Source organism: Sphingobium sp. VMM (assembly GCF_056790315.1).
On sequence record NZ_JBXGSI010000029.1, the window covers coordinates 11,818 to 29,637 of the forward strand.

General features: G+C 63.1%; 14 protein-coding genes. 8 read left to right on the forward strand and 6 right to left on the reverse strand.

What is annotated here, in order from left to right; all coding sequences use genetic code 11:
- Positions 1-6: 6 nt before the first annotated feature.
- Genes ACUCV3_RS25085 through ACUCV3_RS25100 form a run of 4 tightly spaced genes read left to right on the forward strand, consistent with a single transcriptional unit; the run spans position 7 to position 5,330 of the window.
- Complete coding sequence (locus ACUCV3_RS25085; protein WP_482241314.1) at positions 7-2,505, forward strand: TonB-dependent receptor plug domain-containing protein; 2,499 nt, start codon at positions 7-9, stop codon at positions 2,503-2,505.
- A 13-nt stretch (positions 2,506-2,518) separates the two neighbouring features.
- Positions 2,519-3,883, forward strand: a complete 1,365-nt coding sequence (locus tag ACUCV3_RS25090; protein WP_279730409.1) for an LLM class flavin-dependent oxidoreductase — start codon at positions 2,519-2,521, stop codon at positions 3,881-3,883.
- 41 nt (positions 3,884-3,924) lie between these two features.
- Entirely contained in the window at positions 3,925-4,605 is a 681-nt protein-coding gene (locus ACUCV3_RS25095) for a DOPA 4,5-dioxygenase family protein (RefSeq protein ID WP_482241315.1), read from the forward strand.
- Positions 4,605-5,330 carry an SDR family oxidoreductase gene (locus ACUCV3_RS25100; protein ID WP_482241316.1) on the forward strand — a complete coding sequence of 242 codons (726 nt, stop codon included), beginning with the start codon at positions 4,605-4,607 and terminating at the stop codon, positions 5,328-5,330. Before ACUCV3_RS25095 ends, ACUCV3_RS25100 begins: the two co-directional genes overlap by 1 nt.
- Before the next feature lie 28 nt (positions 5,331-5,358).
- On the opposite strand, the gene ACUCV3_RS25105 is transcribed toward ACUCV3_RS25100, so the two are convergent.
- Positions 5,359-5,871, reverse strand: a complete 513-nt coding sequence (locus ACUCV3_RS25105; protein ID WP_432215185.1) for a thioredoxin family protein — start codon at positions 5,869-5,871, stop codon at positions 5,359-5,361.
- 173 nt (positions 5,872-6,044) lie between these two features.
- On the opposite strand from ACUCV3_RS25105, the gene epsC reads away from it, so the two are divergent.
- Positions 6,045-6,974, forward strand: a complete 930-nt coding sequence (gene epsC / locus ACUCV3_RS25110; protein WP_279730403.1) for a serine O-acetyltransferase EpsC — start codon at positions 6,045-6,047, stop codon at positions 6,972-6,974.
- Between the two features lie 22 nt (positions 6,975-6,996).
- Complete coding sequence (locus ACUCV3_RS25115; RefSeq protein WP_482241317.1) at positions 6,997-8,388, forward strand: YeiH family protein; 1,392 nt, start codon at positions 6,997-6,999, stop codon at positions 8,386-8,388.
- Between the two features lie 223 nt (positions 8,389-8,611).
- Here the strand turns inward: ACUCV3_RS25115 and ACUCV3_RS25120 are convergent, their stop codons facing one another.
- The 5 genes from ACUCV3_RS25120 to ACUCV3_RS25140 form a co-directional block, all read right to left on the reverse strand.
- A complete protein-coding gene (locus tag ACUCV3_RS25120; RefSeq protein ID WP_279730398.1) occupies positions 8,612-9,016 on the reverse strand; it encodes a 4Fe-4S dicluster domain-containing protein in 405 nt (134 codons plus the stop codon).
- Complete coding sequence (locus tag ACUCV3_RS25125) at positions 9,013-10,608, reverse strand: FAD-dependent oxidoreductase (protein ID WP_482241318.1); 1,596 nt, start codon at positions 10,606-10,608, stop codon at positions 9,013-9,015. The genes ACUCV3_RS25120 and ACUCV3_RS25125 overlap by 4 nt, the downstream gene beginning before the upstream one ends.
- Complete coding sequence (locus ACUCV3_RS25130) at positions 10,605-11,957, reverse strand: LLM class flavin-dependent oxidoreductase (RefSeq protein WP_482241327.1); 1,353 nt, start codon at positions 11,955-11,957, stop codon at positions 10,605-10,607. The genes ACUCV3_RS25125 and ACUCV3_RS25130 overlap by 4 nt, the downstream gene beginning before the upstream one ends.
- Before the next feature lie 426 nt (positions 11,958-12,383).
- On the reverse strand, positions 12,384-13,457 hold the full coding sequence (locus ACUCV3_RS25135) for an alpha/beta hydrolase (protein ID WP_482241319.1): 1,074 nt from the start codon (positions 13,455-13,457) through the stop codon (positions 12,384-12,386).
- Between the two features lie 16 nt (positions 13,458-13,473).
- Positions 13,474-14,580, reverse strand: a complete 1,107-nt coding sequence (locus tag ACUCV3_RS25140) for an MFS transporter (RefSeq protein WP_482241320.1) — start codon at positions 14,578-14,580, stop codon at positions 13,474-13,476.
- A 200-nt stretch (positions 14,581-14,780) separates the two neighbouring features.
- On the opposite strand from ACUCV3_RS25140, the gene ACUCV3_RS25145 reads away from it, so the two are divergent.
- Both ACUCV3_RS25145 and ACUCV3_RS25150 read left to right on the forward strand, forming a co-directional pair.
- The gene (locus tag ACUCV3_RS25145; RefSeq protein ID WP_010337043.1) at positions 14,781-15,704 is read left to right on the forward strand and encodes a LysR family transcriptional regulator; all 924 of its coding nucleotides are present in this window, start codon (positions 14,781-14,783) and stop codon (positions 15,702-15,704) included.
- Positions 15,705-15,919: 215 nt separating this feature from the next.
- Complete coding sequence (locus ACUCV3_RS25150; protein ID WP_482241321.1) at positions 15,920-17,716, forward strand: GAF domain-containing hybrid sensor histidine kinase/response regulator; 1,797 nt, start codon at positions 15,920-15,922, stop codon at positions 17,714-17,716.
- Positions 17,717-17,820 lie beyond the last annotated feature (104 nt).

The following is a 17,820-nucleotide window of genomic DNA, read 5'->3' on the forward strand; positions in this document are numbered from 1 at the left end:
GAATTTATGCGACATGATATCAGCCGGTCGACCTTTGGCGTCCTGCGCAAGCTATGGCTTTCCACCGCGACGCTAACCGCGGTCGGAATCGGTTCGGCAGCACTTGCGCAGGAACAACCTGTCCCGGCCCCAGCCCCGACCGATGCCGAGGGGACGATCGTCGTCGTCGGCAACCGCAGCCGGGCCACCATCGCGCTTGAAAGCCCGGTGCCGATCGATGTAATCGACGAAAGCCAGTTGGCGACATTGGGGGCAAACAGTTCGCTGCGCGACGCACTGGGCGTATTGCTGCCCAGCTTCAACTCGCTGACCGTCAGTTCCTCATCCTGGAACAGTGTTGCGCGCCCCGCAGGCCTGCGCGGCTTGGGCGGGTCGCATGTGCTGGTGCTGGTGAATGGCAAGCGGCGCCACAATAGCTCGCTGCTCAACCTGTCGACCGGTAGCGTCGACCAGGGCGCCAATTCGGTCGATATCGACCTGATCCCGGCGGCCGCCATCAAGCGGATCGAGGTGCTGCGCGACGGCGCGGCCGCCCAATATGGATCGGACGCGATCGCCGGCGTCATCAACATCGTGCTCAAGGATGACGACCATGGCGGCACGCTGACCGCGAACGGCGGCAAGCGCTACAGCTATCGCGGTAATTCCGACGGGCGCAATATCGAGGCAGGCGGCAATATCGGTTTCAAGCTGGGGTCGGACGGGTTCGTCAACATTGCCGCCAGCGCCAAGGACAATAACCATGCCCGCCGCGCCATTCCCGCGACCGGCGCCTTCTATTACCCGCTGGCCAATGGGCAGCCCGACCCGCGCGAGAGCCGGGACAAGACGGTGTTCACCGGCGGCCTGCCCGACCTGCGCGCACTGACGGTCCTCTATAATGCGGAACTGCCGCTTTCCCCGGCCGCGACCCTTTACTCTTCATCGACATGGTCAACCCGCGAAGCGATCATCGGGCAGAATTTCCGTCGCCCCAATTCCACCAATGCGGTGCTGTCCATCTATCCTGATGGCTATGCGCCCAACTACACGCTGGACGAGAATGATTTCCAGATCCTCGCCGGCATCAAGGGCGAAGCGGGTGGCTGGAGCTGGGATCTGTCCAGCACCTATGGCGAGAACCGGTCGAAAAACGGCTCTACGGAGAGCCTCAACGCCTCCTTGGGCGATACAAGTCCAACCGAATTCTGGACCTTCACCGCAAAATTCGCCCAGTGGACCAACAATCTCGATATTTCCAAGGGCGTGGATATCGGCCTTGCCGAACCGCTGAAAATCTCGTTCGGGGCCGAGCATCGCTACGAGCGCTTCCAGACCATCGCCGGCGACCCAGAAGCCTATGCCAACGGCCTTTACCAATATCCCGCCGGCACGCCGCTGGCCGGCCGCTATGCCACCATCGGCGCGCAAGGCGCGATCGTTCTCACGCCCGAGGATGCCGCAAAGCTGACCCGCAACAGCTATGCCGCCTATGTCGACCTGGGCATCAATCCGGTGCCGCGCTGGTTCATTGGGCTGGCTGGTCGGGCCGAACATTATGACGACAGCGCTGGCGACACGCTGAATGGCAAGTTCACCACCCGCTATGACTTCACCGATCATTTCGCGATCCGCGGCACGATCAGCAACGGCTTCCGCGCACCCTCGCTGGCCCAGTCCGCCTTTGCGCAGACGTCGAACCAATATACCACCGTCAACGGTGTCCAGACGTTCATCACCGCCAAGTCGGTGCGACCGGGCACGCCGATCGGCGATGCGCTCGGCGCCAAGCCGCTGACGCCGGAGAAATCCTTCAACCTGAGCGCCGGCTTCACCTACAGACTGGGCACGCGCTTCAACCTGTCGGTCGACGCCTATCAGATCAAGCTGGACGATCGCATCGCCCAGACTGGTTATCTGACCGGCGCGGGCGTCAGCGCTATCCTGGTCGCGAACGGCTTCGATCCCAATTATTCTGTGCGCTATTTCGCCAATGCGATCGACACCCGGACCCGCGGCGTCGAAGCGGTCGCCAACTATCTGCAGCCGCTGGGCGAGGACAAGTCGATCCGCTTCACGCTCGGCTACAACTATAACAAGACCAAGATCACGCATGTGGCCGACAATCCGTCGGAACTCGCTGCGCTCAACCTCACCTTGTTCGATCGCCAAGCGCAGGGCTATATCGCCGGCAACCTGCCCCGATCCAAACTGATCCTGGGACAGGATTTGAAGCTCGGCAATCTCCAGCTCAACCTGCGCGAGACCCGCTACGCCAAGGTCGCTTTCCTCGGCACGACGGCCGCGACCGACCAGTTCTACGGCGCCAAGTGGATCGCCGATATCGACCTGTCCTTCCAGGCAACGAGAAACATCAACGTCGCGATCGGCGCGAACAATTTCTTCGACACCTATCCCGACAAGAACACGCTGCCGGATACCAACGGTTTCCCGCCCTATCCGGCCCAGTCCCCGTTCGGCTTCTATGGCGGCTATTATTATGGCCGCCTGGCCTTCAGCTTCTGATGGAGACGCAGGCATGACCCACCCCTCCGGCACGCTCAAGCTCGGCGCCTTCCTGTCGGGGCACGGCTCGCATAATGCGAGCTGGCGCCTGCCGGAGGTGGATGTCGATGCCTCGCGCAGCTTTGCTCCCTATGCCCGCGTCGCGCAGAAGCTGGAGCAGGGACTATTCGACGCGATCTTCCTCAACGACAGCGTCGCCATTCCCGATCTCGACACGGATTCGCTGGCACGCTCGGCACAGGGAATGCGCTGGGATCCATTGACCCTGCTACCCGCGCTGGCCGTGGTCACCAGCCGGATCGGCCTCATCAGCACGGCCAACACTACCTATAACGAACCTTATACGCTGGCACGCCGGCTCGCCTCGCTCGATCATCTGAGCGCGGGACGAGCTGGTTGGAACCTGGTCACATCGCTCGGCGGCGGCGAGAATTTCAACCGCGAGGACCATGTCCTGCATGCCCAGCGCTATCAGCGCGCGGAGGAGTTTTTCGACGTCATCACGGGCCTGTGGGACAGTTGGGAGGATGACGCCTTCGTCCAGGACAAGCAGAGCGGCATCTGGGCCGACCCCGCCAAGCTCCACCGGCTCGACCACAAGGGCACCCATTTTTCGGTGCAGGGGCCGCTCAACGCAGCCCGCCCGGTCCAGGGCTATCCCGTCATCGCCCAGGCCGGATCATCCGATGACGGGCGCGAACTCGCGGCACGAACCGCAGAAATCATCTTCACCGCCGCCCAGACGATCGACGAGGCGCTGACCTTCAGCGCGGACATCACCGCCCGCCTCGGCCGCTATGGCCGCAAGCGCAGTGACGTGCGCATCCTGCCCGGCATATCGGTCTATGTCGGCCAGGATGCCGAGGAAGCCCGTGCCCGCTACGAAGCGCTCCAGGATCTGCTCGATCCGGTTTCCGCGCTCAAGGGCATATCCCGCTTCGTCAATATCGGCATCGACCTGTGGACTCTGCCGCTGGACGAACCGGTCGTCCTGCCCGCCGCGATCCCGGTGACCAACACGCACAAGAGCCGCCAGCAACTGGTGATCGACCTGATCCGCCGCGAACAGCCGACGGTGCGGCAATTGCTGCGCAAGATGGTCGCCGGCGGGCATCGCATCCTGTTCGGCAGCGCACGCGACATTGCCGATGACTTTGAGCATTGGTTCCATGCCGGTGCGGCCGACGGGTTCAATATCATGTTCCCCGACCTGCATGGATCGGTCGACCGTTTCGTCGAGGAGGTTGTCCCCGAACTGCAGCGGCGCGGTCTGTTCCGCACCGCCTATGAGGGCGCCACGCTGCGCGACAATCTGGGCCTCGATCGCCCGGACAACCGCTTCACCCGTCCCCAGCCAGTAACGGCTGTCAGGAACTGAGCGGCGTTTCATTCCCAAAATCTTAGAACAAGGAACCGGACATGTCCCAGACCTATGACCCAATCGACCAGCATTGGGCCGATCTTCTCTCCCCCGGCCGACGGCAATTGCTGCGCGCCGGCGGGCTTGCCGCTGCCGGTGGCCTGATCGGGGCGCCGGCCTTTGCCGCCGCTCCTGCGCCCTCTGCCGCCGCCATCGCCGCCCATACGGGCAAGAGCCCCTGGGGCTATGCCACCGCCACGGAACCGACGCCCCGTCCCCTGGCGGTGCGCCCCGGCGAGGAGTATGGTCTGCCCGATCGGCCACGCGCCTATACCGATATCAAGAGCTATCACGCCCATATCTATTTCGATGAGGACAGCTACGAGAAGGCAGTCCGCATCCGGCAATGGACCGCAGAACGCTTTGCGGTGGAACTGGGCAACTGGAATGCAGAGCCGCGCGGCCCGCATGTCACGCCGTCCTTCTATTTCGGCTTCGGCACCGACCTGCAGCCGCTGATCCTGCCCTGGCTCCAGCTCAACAGCCTGGGCCTGACAATATTGGTCCATCCCAATACCGACGATCCGCGCGCCGACCATCTCCATTATGCCCTGTGGGTGAACCGGTCGCAGCCGGTGAACGCCTATGGCATGAGGAAGCCGGACCTTGCGGCTGGCGAGCCGGCCGTGGAACAAATCTATCCCAATACCCGGCCGACGGTCGCGATCGAGCGTAGCTGATGGGCGCTGCTACGGAACAGGCCGGCCGGCATTATGCCATCGTCGGCGGCAGCAGCGGCATCGGCCTTGCTCTGGCGAAATTGCTGGTCGCGCGCGGCGACAGAGTGCTGATCGGCGGACGATCGCCCGACCGGCTGGCCAGCGCTATCGCGACATTGGGGGAGCAGGCCTCCGCCCGCTCCATCGACACCGGCGATCGTGCGTCGATCGCGGCCTTCTTCGCCGATGCACCGGCGCTCGACGGGTTGTTTACCCCGGCCGCCAGCTATCGCACCGGAGCCTTTCGTGACGGCGATGTTGACACAAGCGAAGCGCTATTCGACGCCAAATTCTGGGGGCAATATTGGACCGTCCACGCCGCCTTGCCGGTGTTAAGGCAGACGGCATCGATCCTGCTAATGTCGGGTGTGGCCTCGGTCAGGCCGATCGGTGCCCCTGCCTATGCCGCCTGCAATGCAGCGCTGGAGGGATTGGCGCGCGGCCTCGCTTTCGAATTGTCCCCAATCCGGGTCAATTGTCTGTCGCCCGGCACCACTGACAGCGACCTGTGGCGAGGACGCCCCGCGCCGCAGCGTGAAGCCGCTTACGCCCATTGGAACGGAGTTTGCCTGATCGGGCGCCCTGCCCATGTCGAGGAACAGGCGCAGGCCGCCCTGTTCCTGCTCGACAATGGCAATATGACCGGCAGCACCCTGTTCTGCGATGGCGGCTACAGTTTCCGCTAGCCTTGCATTCGTCCCGGCATTGCGTCGTTCAGACCCATTGCGCCAGCCAGTCGGCGAGTGCCTGGGGCGTCATATGACGCGCATCGGCCAAGGCCGACAGACGATCACGGTTGAGCAGCTTGTCATTGCGCGGGTCGACGATCAGCAAAGCAGGCACGCCTTGCAGTCGATCCAGGCCATAATGGCGGATGATCTGCTGATTACGGTCGAACCGGCCAACATCGACGGTCACGACCTCATAATGGCGGCGCAAGAATGAACGGAGTTCCGGCAACTCCATGACACCGGCCAGAATGCGGCAATCCGCGCACCAATTGCCGCCAAGGTCGATGATCAGCCGCTTGCCGCTTGCCTTGGCCCGCGCCCGGGCGGCGGCCACCTGACGGTCCGCATCAGCGTTGACATCATAAGGCAGCGGCAAAGGCTGAGGCAGTTGTTCCAGGCTGGCGATCGACACGCGAGGGGCACGCGTCGGCGCGCCGACCGCTATCGCACCGGTCATGGCCAGCGTCACCATCCCAGTCGCGGCAATCCATTTCATCATCTGATCCTCATTCCTTTCAGGGCCCCGCCAGCAGCTCGGGAAAACAGCAGCTTTTGAGCGATCAAGTTGATCCTCTTTCAAATCACTACAAATTTGGTAGATAAACACAACAGCCAAGGTCGGAGACATGTCACGCGACACCGATCATCCCGAACGCAAGGATCATCTGCATGTCGCCTACCCCCAAACCCGACCCACTGACCGAGATCATTCGTTTTCCCGAGCAGGTTGACCTAGTGGTGGAGGGGCTTCACCAGGCCCGTCTCGACTGGCGCGCCGGGCATCAGCGCCAGGCCGAGCAAGGTGTCTATTTTCCGTCGCGTCAAGCGCTGCAGCGGATCAGCCGGGAACTGGCGATCGCTCTCTTTCCGCTGCGCTTCGGTCCGCCCGAACTGACCGCACAGAATGAAAATGCCTATGTCGGCGCGGCCCTTGAATCGACCCTGTCCCAGCTTGCCGCACAAATCCGACTGGAGCGCGGCTATCATGAGCCCGACAGCGACCAGTCGGCGATTGCCACTCAAGTCGAGGAGATTATCGGCCGCTTCGCTGCCTATCTGCCGACGCTGCGGCGCCTGCTCGATAGTGATGTCGACGCCGGCTACGCGGCTGATCCCGCGGCACGCAGCGTCGATGAGGTGCTGCTCGCCTACCCGTCGCTGACGGCTGTCATTCACCATCGCATTGCCCACAGCCTCTATCGGCTCGGCGCTCCACTGGTCGCCCGGGTCATCGCCGAAATCGCGCATGAGAAGACCGGTATCGACATCCATCCCGGCGCGCGGATCGGCAGCAGCTTCTTCATCGACCATGGTACCGGCGTCGTCATCGGCGAAACCGCGATCCTGGGTGACCGCGTCCGCCTTTATCAGGGCGTGACGCTAGGTGGCGACCCGGACATTCCCGGCGGTCGAGCCCAGCATGCGGTAGCGCGTCATCCGCTGATCGGCGACGACGTGATCATCTATGCCAATGTCAGCATCATCGGTCGGGTCTCGATTGGTGCGGGCTCGCGGATCGGTGGCAATGTCTGGTTGCGTCAGGACGTCCCGCCGGGCAGCCTGGTCGAAGCACCGGCACCGACGATCAGGCCGATCTGAGCAGCAGGAGGGGGAGATACGCATGACGACACCCACCCGGTCCGTTTCGCCGAACGAGCCTTCCGGTGGCCCGACGGCCTGGTTCGCCAAGGAGGATGGCTGGGCGATCCTGATCGGCCTCACCATCGTCCTCACCGGATCTGTTCTGTTCTGGAATGGCGCCAATCTGCGTTGGCTCGCGGCATTGCCGCCCAAATGGGCGAGCCCGTCGCAAGTCGCAGCCGATCTCGTCACGCACTGGCCACGCTATGGTGCCCAATATCTCTTCTGGCTCGCGGCCTTCGCAATCGCCCTGCGCGCGCTTGGCCGCAGCATAGGGACGTTCGTGCCCGCCTTCAGCTTTCTCTATCTGGCGGCCTATGCCATCTTCGTGCTGGGGCAATGGGAAGGCGCGGTCCGCTATAATCTGGAACCGCCGCTGGTCGCCCTGTTTGTTGGCCTGGCTGTCGCCAACCTGATCGGTGTACCGCGCTGGCTGGCGCCCGCCTTGCGGGGCGAACTCTACATCAAGACCGGCATCGTTCTGCTCGGTGCGACCGTCCCGCTGTCGCTGATCCTGCTCGCCGGACCGATCGCGATCGTACAGGCATCGATCGTCTCGATTGTCACTTTTGCTGTCATCTTCGGCATTGCCGTCCGGCTTGGCCTTGATCGCCCCTTTGCCGCGACTCTGGGCGTCGGCGGCGCGGTTTGCGGCGTATCGGCCGCGATCGCGGTCGCCGGTGCGGTCGGCGCGCGCAAGGAACAGGCATCCATCACCATCTCGATCGTGGTCCTGTGGGCGATTGCGATGATCTTTGCCCTGCCCTTCGTCGCGCGTGGTTTGCATCTGCCGACCGGCATCGCCGGCGCATGGATCGGGACATCGGAATTTGCCGATGCAGCCGGTATCGCTGCCGCCCAGACCTATGGCGGCCTGGCCGGCAAGGTTGAGGGGATCAGCGGCACGGCCGATCAGGCTTTGCAGGCCTTCACGCTGGTCAAGGTGGTCGGCCGCGACGTCTGGATCGGCATCTGGGCGGTCGTGCTGGCGATTGTCGCGACCACGCGATGGGAGGAGCGCCCCGCCGGCAGTGCCCCCGATATCCGGGAAATATGGCGACGCTTTCCGAAATTCATACTCGGCTTCTTCCTCGCTTCGGCCGTGGTGACCGCCGCAACCGCCCATTATGACCTGGCGGGCTATAATAGGGAGGCCATCCCGAACCTGATCGCACCGATCAAGGATCTGCGCAGTTGGGCCTTCATCTTCTCCTTTTTGAGCATCGGCCTTACCACCCGCATCCGCGATCTGGCGGCGACCGGCCGCAAACCGCTGATAGCCTTCACCGCGGGTGTCGCCGTCAATCTGGCGCTTGGCTATGTCCTGTCGGTGCATCTTTTCGGCGCGCATTGGGCAGGATTGGGACAATGACCTTCCTGTCCCGGATCGCGGCATTGCTGACGCGGCCAAGTCTTTCCACCGCAGACTGCGCCCCTTGCGGGCATTTCGATCGCGCACCGGATCGGATCGAAGCGACCATGCCTGGGCTGAGCGCGCTCGCGTCGGCCCAGGCCTCGACCTTCGATGGCAATGGCCTGTGCAACTTGCATGACCGGATCATCAATGGGCGAGCGCGGTGCTCGGGCTTTTGCGATCAGGTCGCTCCAGCCATGTCGCCACGCCCGGACTGACGCCCGGCATAACGGCGCGCGGCAATCTCTGCCCCTTCACGCAACAAGGGCCCCAATTGCCAGAAGTCCTGCAGATGCGGAGCTTCGGGCGGGGCATCATGATCCCAGCCATAATCATGGCGTAGCCGCCCGACCTGCCCCATGGCCAGCGCCTGCGCGCCGGACAGGCTTGGCTCGCCTTCCTGCTCGGGCGCGACATAAAGGGCATCGGTCGGGCAATAAAGCTCGCACATGAAGCAGGTCTGGCACTGATCCAGCCGTGCGATCAGCGGCACGCCATCGGTTCCCGCGTCGAAGACATGGGTGGGACAGGCTGTCACGCAGGCCTGGCAACCGGTGCAGCGCTCCGCGAATATCTGGGCGATCATGCGGCGATCTCCTGCGCAACGGGCCGTTCTGGACGAGTCCAGACGCGGTCCAGTCCAGCGACCAGCAAGCGACTCTGCTGCGCCGGATCGGTCCCGGGCCGGTCGATGCGCATATGCATGCCGCGACTTTCGTCGCGCGCCAGCGCCGCCGCCAATATCCAGCGCGCGCACGCCGTCATTGCCGCATGCTCGCGCAAGGCCACCTCGCCCAGGCCCTCGGCGTGGCCATGATCCGCGATCGTGCGCCAGGCGGCCTCAACCGCGTCCCGGTGCCGCACAAGCTTGTCCGCACTGCGCCAGAGCGCCGCATCATAACCGATGGTAGCGGCCTGGATGATCGGCAGCCCCTCACGGGCGTCGGCGAGCCGTGCCGTGGAAGTGGGCCGCAGGCCTGCCGTGCCGGCCGCCTGCACCGGCGTATCGCCTCGTCGTCCGGTCCGACGCGCATGGGCCGCCGCTGCGCCGCCGGCGATCCTGCCGGAGGTGAGCGCCCAGGCGGCATTTTGCGCGCCGCCGCCGCTCGTTGCCCCGGCAACCAGTTCGCGCGTGGCGCTGTCACCCGCTGCATAGAGATTGGCGACGCTGGTCTCGCAGCCGTCGCCGACGATCTGCAGCCCGCCGGTGCCGCGGACCGTGCCTTCGCCGAATAGTCGCACCGGGAAGCGATCGCGGAACAGATCGATCCCCTTGCGCTCGAACGGCGCGAGCGAGGCGGGCTGGATACGACGCAAGCCTTGTTTCAGAGCGTCCGGCGCGTCCGACAGGTCGGCCAATACCGGTCCAGCCTCCAGCGCACGGGCCAAAGCGCGCAGATGCGCCGCCTCCCCGCTCAGCGGCGGCGGCACGTCCAGTTCGCGGCCTTCGGTATCGAAGAAGCGGGCCGCGAAATAGGGCAGCGTCCGGGTCGAATTCCAGGCCGGCGAGAGGGAATAGGATACGGAAAATTCCATGCCCGACAGGACCGCGCCTGCCTCCGCCGCCATCAGCAATCCGTCGCCGCTATTGCCATGACTGCCGATCAGCCCGGACCGGAAGGCGCAGCCTCCGGTCGCGATCACGACCGCCCCTGCGCGCACTACCCAGGCCTGTTGCTTTAGCCGCGCATAGCCGGCCGCCCCCGCCACCGACCCATCGGCATGCAGCAGCAGTTCCAGTGCGGGATGATGATCCAATATGGTGACACCGGCATCCTGCGCAAAGCGACGTAGGGCACGCATATATTCCGGCCCGCGCACACCGGAGTAGAAAGTGCCGCCCTTGCCATCGCCGGCGAAGGGATAATAGCCCGCCAGCTGCGGCAGGGCACGCCAGGTTTCATCGATGATACGCGCCATCCAGTCCCGTTCGGCCAAGCCAAAGCTGCGGGCATGACGCTCCTCTATCGCGGAGTCGCGCCGTCCCGGTTCCGGCGCGACCCACCAATGATTGGGACCGCCGGTCGCCGTGACGCCGCTGGTGCCGACAAAACCCTTGTCCACCAGCAACACCTCGGCACCCGCCTGCGCCGCCATGATCGCCGCCCAGCAGGCGGCCATGCCACCTCCGATGATCAGGACATCGGCGTCCCGGAGGATCTCTGCGACCTGCGTCATTCGGCAGCGACAGCCGCCGGCGACGCGAGCGGGACGGCGTAACGATGGTTTGGCACCGGCAGGCCAAGATGGCCGCGCAGCGTGTCATGCGCATATTCGGTGCGGAACAGGCCCCGCGCTTGCAGGATCGGCACCACCTCCTCGCGGAAGCGGCGGAACGGTTCGGGCCGGGTTACCTGTAGCAGGAAGCCATCGACGGCCCCCTCCCTGAACCAGCGCTCGATCTCGTTCGCGACCGTTTCGGGCGAGCCGATGAACTGGGACCGCCAGTCGCCAAAGCGATAGGCCGCCTGGCGCAGCGTCAGGCCCTCGTCCCGCGCTGTCCGGATGATCCGCTCGGCCTGTCCCTTATAGCTGTTGAGGGTGACACCGCTCAGATCCGGGAAAGGTTCGTCCAGCCCATATTGGGCGAAGTCATGATAGTTGAACGCACGGCCGAGCTGCACCAGCAGCTTGCCAAGATCGAGCGCGCCGCGGCCTGCGGCATCGATCGCCTGGGCCTCCTCATCACTGTCGGCAATGATCGGCGTCAGACCGGCGAGAATCTTGATATCGTCGGGATTGCGTCCGATCGCTGCGGCGCGCGCCTTGAGGTCCGCATAATAGGCGCGCGCGCTGTCGAAATCCGCGCCGATAGTGAAGATGCCCTCGGCGATCTGCGCGCCCAGCTTGCGGCCTTCATCGCTGTCACCGGCCTGGAAGATGACCGGCTGCCCCTGACGCGAGCGGCTGAGCGCCAGCGGTCCTGCGACCGAGAAATGCGTGCCCTTGTGATCGAGCCGATGCTGCTTGGCCTTGTCGAGGAAGATGCCGCTTGCCCGATCGCGCGGGAAGGCATCATCTTCATAACTGTCCCACAGTCCCTGTACTACATCGACGAACTCGCGGGCACGCGCATAGCGCACGCCATGGTCGAAATGCTCGGTCCGGCCATAATTGCGCGCGGCTCCTTCAAGCCCCGTCGTGACCACGTTCCAGCCGGCCCGGCCATGGCTGATATGATCGAGCGAGCCGAACTGGCGCGCAACATTATAGGGTTCCCAATAGGAGGTGGTGAGCGTCCCGACGAGGCCGATGCGCGAGGTTGATACGGCAACCGCCGACAGCAGGGTCAGTGGCTCCAGCCGGTTGAGAAAATGCGGCGCCGTATCCGGCGTGATATAGGGGGAATCGACGATGAAGACGACGTCGAAGCCGGCCGCCTCGGCTAGTTGCGCCTGGCTGATATACCAGCCGATATCGATGCTGGCATCGCCCGGCAGATCGTGATCGAGCCAACTCGACTGATTGGCGCCCACGCCCTCCAGGATCGCGCCCAGATGCAGTTGGCGGTGCGGTTGGTCGGCCATCATCGTCTCCCTTGGATGCGATGACCGTAACCGTGCCGCTCCCACCGGAATAACGAGAGCTTCTCATAGGCTGTTGTGAAAGGCTGATGGACAGGTTGTGACAGAGAAACGCAAAGAAATTTTCAAGTCCATTACTTACAGATCACCTCCAGCGAGGCCGCGCACACGTCAGCATTTTCAAGCGCCACTTACGCCACCAGTGTAGGAAGCAGCCCGTCCGGTTGAGGGAATGGAATATCCGCGAATAAATGACTGATTTGGGTCGGCAGCGACCCCGCGTTAATCCCTGCCGCCGCTTTGAACGGGAGCCCTTCTCAAAGCCAGCCATTTTCGCAAGTCTGGCATCTGCCAGACAGAATGGCACTGGCAATGAGAATGAATCTCTTTGACAGCATAGTAGGTGGGCATGACGCCCACCCACTTGTTTCAGGCCGCGAGGTGGTCGTTGAAGAATGTCGTGAGCTTGTCGAACGGGATGATGTCGACCTGATCGTAGAGGTCGGTGTGGGTGGCGCCCGGAATGATCATCAATTCCTTGGGCTCGGCTGCCGCCGCATAGGCTGTCTCGCTGAAATAGCGCGAATGGGCGTTTTCGCCGTGGACGAGCAAGACCGGCCGGGGCGATATCTCCGCGATATAGGTTAGGATCGGCAGATTGAAGAAAGGAAGCGGTGTGGTGAGCGACCATGCGGCGTTCGAGTTGATCGCGCGGGGGTGGAAGCCGCGCTTCGTCTTGTAATAGGCTGCATATTGCACGACGAACTCAGGCTCCCCGCCCTTCAGCTCCAGCGAGACCGGGCCATAGGCCGGAGTGCCCTTCTCAGCGTCGGTCCAGCGCTGGCGGCTCATCTGCTCCAGCGCCTCGGCGCGCTGCTGTAGGGTCGTGCTGTCATTATAGCCCTTCGACATGACGCGGGTCATGTCGTACATCGTGCTGGCGACGACAGCCTTGATCCGCTTGTCGATGGCGGCGGTGCTGAGCGCCATGCCGCCCCATCCGCAGATGCCGATAACGCCGATACGCTCGCGGTCGATCTCTGGCCGCAGCCCGATAAAGTCGACGGCCGCGCTGAAATCCTCGGTGTTGGTGTCGGGCGATGCGACGTTGCGCGGCTCACCGCCGCTCTCGCCGGTATAGGAGGGATCGAAGGCGAGCGTCGCGAAGCCGCGCTCGGCCATGGTCTGAGCGTAAAGGCCCGAGGACTGCTCCTTGATGGCACCGAACGGCCCGCTGACCACGATCGCCGCAAGCTTCTCCGTGCCACGGTCCTTCGGCAGATACAGATCAGCGGCAAGGGTAATGCCGTAGCGGTTCTTGAACGAGACCTTCTGGTGATCGACCGCGTTGCTGCACGGGAATGTCTTGTCCCAATCCTGTGTCATGTTTCGTGCCTTTGCTGAGGAGGTGGAGGGGATCGAAAGCGTGCCGAGGGTGACGAGACCGGCGGCGCCGGCTTTCAGCACGCCGCGGCGCTCGAATGGGAAGGATCGGTCGGTCATGGCGGGGCTCTCCTTGTCAGGCCGGTTGTTCGGCAAGGCGCCGCGCGGCGCCGATACGTGACGTGACGAACGCCAGCAGCGACGCGATCACGAGGAGCCCGGCAGCGACGCTGAACGGGCCGCGATAGCCCCAAGCGTCGAACAGAGCGCCGCCGACGATCGCGCCCAGCATGATCGCAAGCTGGATAATCGCGACCATGAGGCCGCCGCCGGCTTCCGCCTCGTGCGGCATAGTCCGGCTCAGCCAGGTCCACCATCCGACCGGCGCTGCGGTAGCGAGCAGGCCCCAGAGTGTGAGCAGTAGGCCGGCGGTCAGCGGCGTGCCGTCAATTTCCACCATCGTGATGGCAATGACTGCCAGCATGGCCGGGATGGTGATCAGCAGGCTGTAGAGATGTGACTTAAGCAGCCAGCCGATCATGATCGTGCCGACAAAGCCGGCGATGCCCAGCGCCAGCAGTATAGCCGAGATCAGCGGCGCGTCGTTCCCCGTCACCAGGTCAAGGAACGGACGCAGATAAGTGAACAGCGTGAACTGACCGAAGAAGAACAGAGAAACGGCAATCATACCGATGGCGAACTGCCGATGTTTCAGCAGAGCGAACACGTCGCGTGCGCGGATCGTCGCCTTTTCCGGCGGCAAGGCCGGAAGGCTGCGCCACTGCCATGCAAGGGCAACGACAGCGAGGGGTACGACGCAAAAGAAGGCACCGCGCCAGCCGATCAGGCCGCCGATCAGGCTGCCGATGGGGGCGCCCAATGTGGTCGCGACCGCATTGCCGCCGTTGAGGATCGCCAGTGCGTTGGGCACGGACTCCTCGGGCACGAGGCGCATGACGATTGCTGCCGATATTGACCAGAATCCGCCGATCGCGACCCCGAGCAGTGCGCGCCCTGCCATCAGCAGCGGGGCATTGGGCGCGAGTGCGACCATCACGCCGGACACGATCATCAATACGGTGAAGATTAGCACGACGCGACGCCTGTCAGACACGCCGATGATCGCCGAGATGAACAGGCTGGTGATGAGCGCGAAGAAGCCGGAGATGGAGATCGACTGGCCGGCATGCCCCTCAGTGATCGCCAGATCGCGCGCGATCGGGCTCAGCAGGCTGACCGGCATGAATTCCGATGAAATCAGTATCGTGGCGCACAGCGCCATTGCGATCACCGCGCCCCAAGCTGGCACGATCCCAATTTTGCCGGATGCCGGCATGGTCTACCTCGTAGTTTTCGGATGAATTTCTACTCCGCTATCTAGCCCGTGCGCCGATCTATTATTAGATACATAAGTCTTCTGACAATCAGTAGGGATCGTAATTAATGGCGCGAGACACGTTGAGCGACATCACCGCTTTCGTGGCAGTGGCGCGCGAGCGCGGCTTCACCAAAGCGGCAGGTAAGCTCGGACTCTCCCAGTCCGCAATCAGCCAAATCGTCAGGAAGCTGGAGGATCGGCTAGGGGTTCAACTGCTCGTCCGTACGACCCGCAGCGTGGCGCCGACCGAGATCGGCGAGCGGCTGCTCCAGAAGGTCAGTCCTTATCTGGACGGGATCGAGGCTGAACTGGCCGCGGTCAACGAAGTGCGAGACAGGCCTACCGGTAAAATCCGCGTCAGCGCGTCGGACCATGCGATCAACGAGCTCCTCCTGCCGAAACTGGCCGACTTCATGAGGGCTTATCCTGAAGTTCAGGTCGAGATGATCACCGATTACGGCCTGATCGACATCATCAGTGAGCGCTATGATGCGGGCGTCCGCTACGGCGAAACCCTGGCAAAGGATATGATCGCGGTACGCATCGGGCCAGACGCCCGCATGGTCGCCGTCGGCTCGCCAGACTACTTCGAGCGTTATGGTCGGCCTGAAAGCCCGTCTGATCTTCAGTCGCACAATTGTATCGGGCTGCGCCAGACCTCCGGACGGCTCTACGCCTGGGAATTGCAGCGGGAGGGCGAAGCGGAGATCAAGGTGCAAGTCGGCGGGCAGCTAATCTTCAACAACAGCTATTCCTGCCTCGGCGCAGCCGTTGCAGGACTGGGCCTCGCCTTCATCCCGCAGGATCTGGCGGAAGCACATCTGCAAGCCGGCAGGCTTGAAATCGTACTCGACGAGTGGAGCCTGCCATTCCCGGGCTTCTATCTCTATTACCCGACGGTCACGCAGCCATCGCTCGCCTTCTCGCTGTTAGTCGAGGCCTTGCGGTATAAATGGCCGGAACGGACCATAAGATTGGACGGCAAGTAATCGTGGAGCTGCGCGTTGCAGGGCGACCAAAGAAAGCAGACTGACCGCATCTGGGCATCGGAAATCGACGGCTGAGCGACCGCAAAGGGTCGACTGTACTCGCAGGCACGATCAAGAATTGCAGAAAGTCCGTAGCCACGGAACTTCTGCGCTCCGAAGGAATTGTGCGCGCACAGTCCGACGATTTTCGCTTTCGCCGGCAAAGGGGCAATTTCATGACGAACCCGCGACAAGGTCCGCAACTCATGGCCCTCGATGGCCTGACTCCCGCGTCAGATAGCGAGCCTTGCGACATCGACTTGCTGCATCGGATCAGCGTTGCCCTCATCAATGAGCAGGATCGCTTCGAGCTGTACGGCAAGATCGTTGAGGCGGCGGTGGCGATCACGGGATCGCAATTCGGCACGATGCAACTGCTGTGCCCGACCGGAGACCCCTCCGGCCACGAGGGAGAATTGCAACTTCTAGCCCATCGCGGCTTGCCTCCGGAGGCGGTCGGTTTCTGGCAATGGGTCAGCCCTGAGGCTTATAGCAGTTGCACGCTCGCACTGAAATTCGGGCAGCGCGCGATCGTGCCCGATTTTGAAGCGTGGGACGATATCGCAGGCACATCTGATCTGGAGGCGTTTCGCGCCGCCGGCATCCGTTCGGCGCAGACCACGCCACTGCTCTCGCGCAACGGCAAGCTGCTGGGCATGATTTCCAACCATTGGCGCGAACCGCACCAACCGTCCGACCGCGACCTACGCATGCTCGACATTGTGGCCCGGCAGGCGGCCGACATCCTGGAACGCACGATCGCAGAAGAACAGTTGCGCCAACTCGCCGAGACGCTGGAGGTACGGGTCGAGGAGCGATCCCGAGAACTGATGGCGTCGGAGGATCAGGTTCGACAATTGCAAAAAATGGAGGCCATCGGCCAGTTGACCGGCGGCGTCGCGCATGATTTCAACAATCTGCTGACGATCATTCGGTCCTCGGCCGAGCTTCTTGCCCGCCGTGAATTGCCGCGTGACAAGCAGAAGAAATATATCGATGCCATCGCGGAAACCGCCGATCGCGCCGCCAAACTGACCAGTCAGCTTCTCGCCTTTGCACGCCGCCAGGCGCTCAAGCCCGAAATATTCAATGCCGCAGACAAGGTCGCCAGTGTGGCGGACATGTTGCGAACCGTCGTTGGATCGCGGATCGCCTTGACCGTCGACCCGGTGTGCTCGTCCTGCTTCGTGGAGGTCGATGCGAGCCAGTTCGAAACAGCGCTTGTCAATATGGCGGTCAATGCGCGTGATGCCATGAGCGGCGAGGGACGCATTACGATCGCGATCGAGGCAGCTGGATATATTCCCGCGCGGCGGGGCCATGCGGCTGCGAAAGGCGATTTCGTCAAAGTGTGCGTGACCGACACAGGCTCGGGAATGGCCAGCGATCAGCTCGATCATATCTTCGAGCCTTTCTTCACAACGAAGGAAGTTGGCAAGGGCACGGGGCTCGGCCTGAGCCAGGTTTACGGCTTCACCAAGCAATCGGGGGGCGAAATCGACGTCGACAGCCAACTGGGCCAGGGCACGACCTTTAGCCTCTATCTTCCACGCTGCAAGGCGGGGGCTATGGAGGCGGTTTTCCCAGTCGAGAAGGTCATCGCGACCGAGGCCAGTATCCTTGTCGTGGAAGATAATGATCAGGTCGGCGAATTCGCCTCCCAATTGCTGGGCGATCTTGGCTTCACGACCCGCCGCGCCGCCAATGCGCGAGAGGCGCTCGCCATATTGGAGCGCGAGCATCGCGACATCGATATCCTCTTCTCAGACGTGATCATGCCCGGGATCGATGGCGTTGAGCTGGCCAGACAGGTTCGCGAACGCTGGCCAGACCTGACGATCGTGCTGACAAGTGGGTATAGTCATGTACTGGCCGATGATGCGCGCCATGGGTTCGCTCTGTTGCACAAACCCTATTCCGTTGACGAGCTGTCCCGGGTCCTGCGGGATGCGCGCCAGGCAAATAGCCGATAAGTGCCAAGAACAGGCATAATCGCCCACCTGAGCTGGCGGCATAGTTTACGAGAATCAAGCCGGAGATGATCGACACTCGGGCGCAATGCCTATAGGCGTGGGAC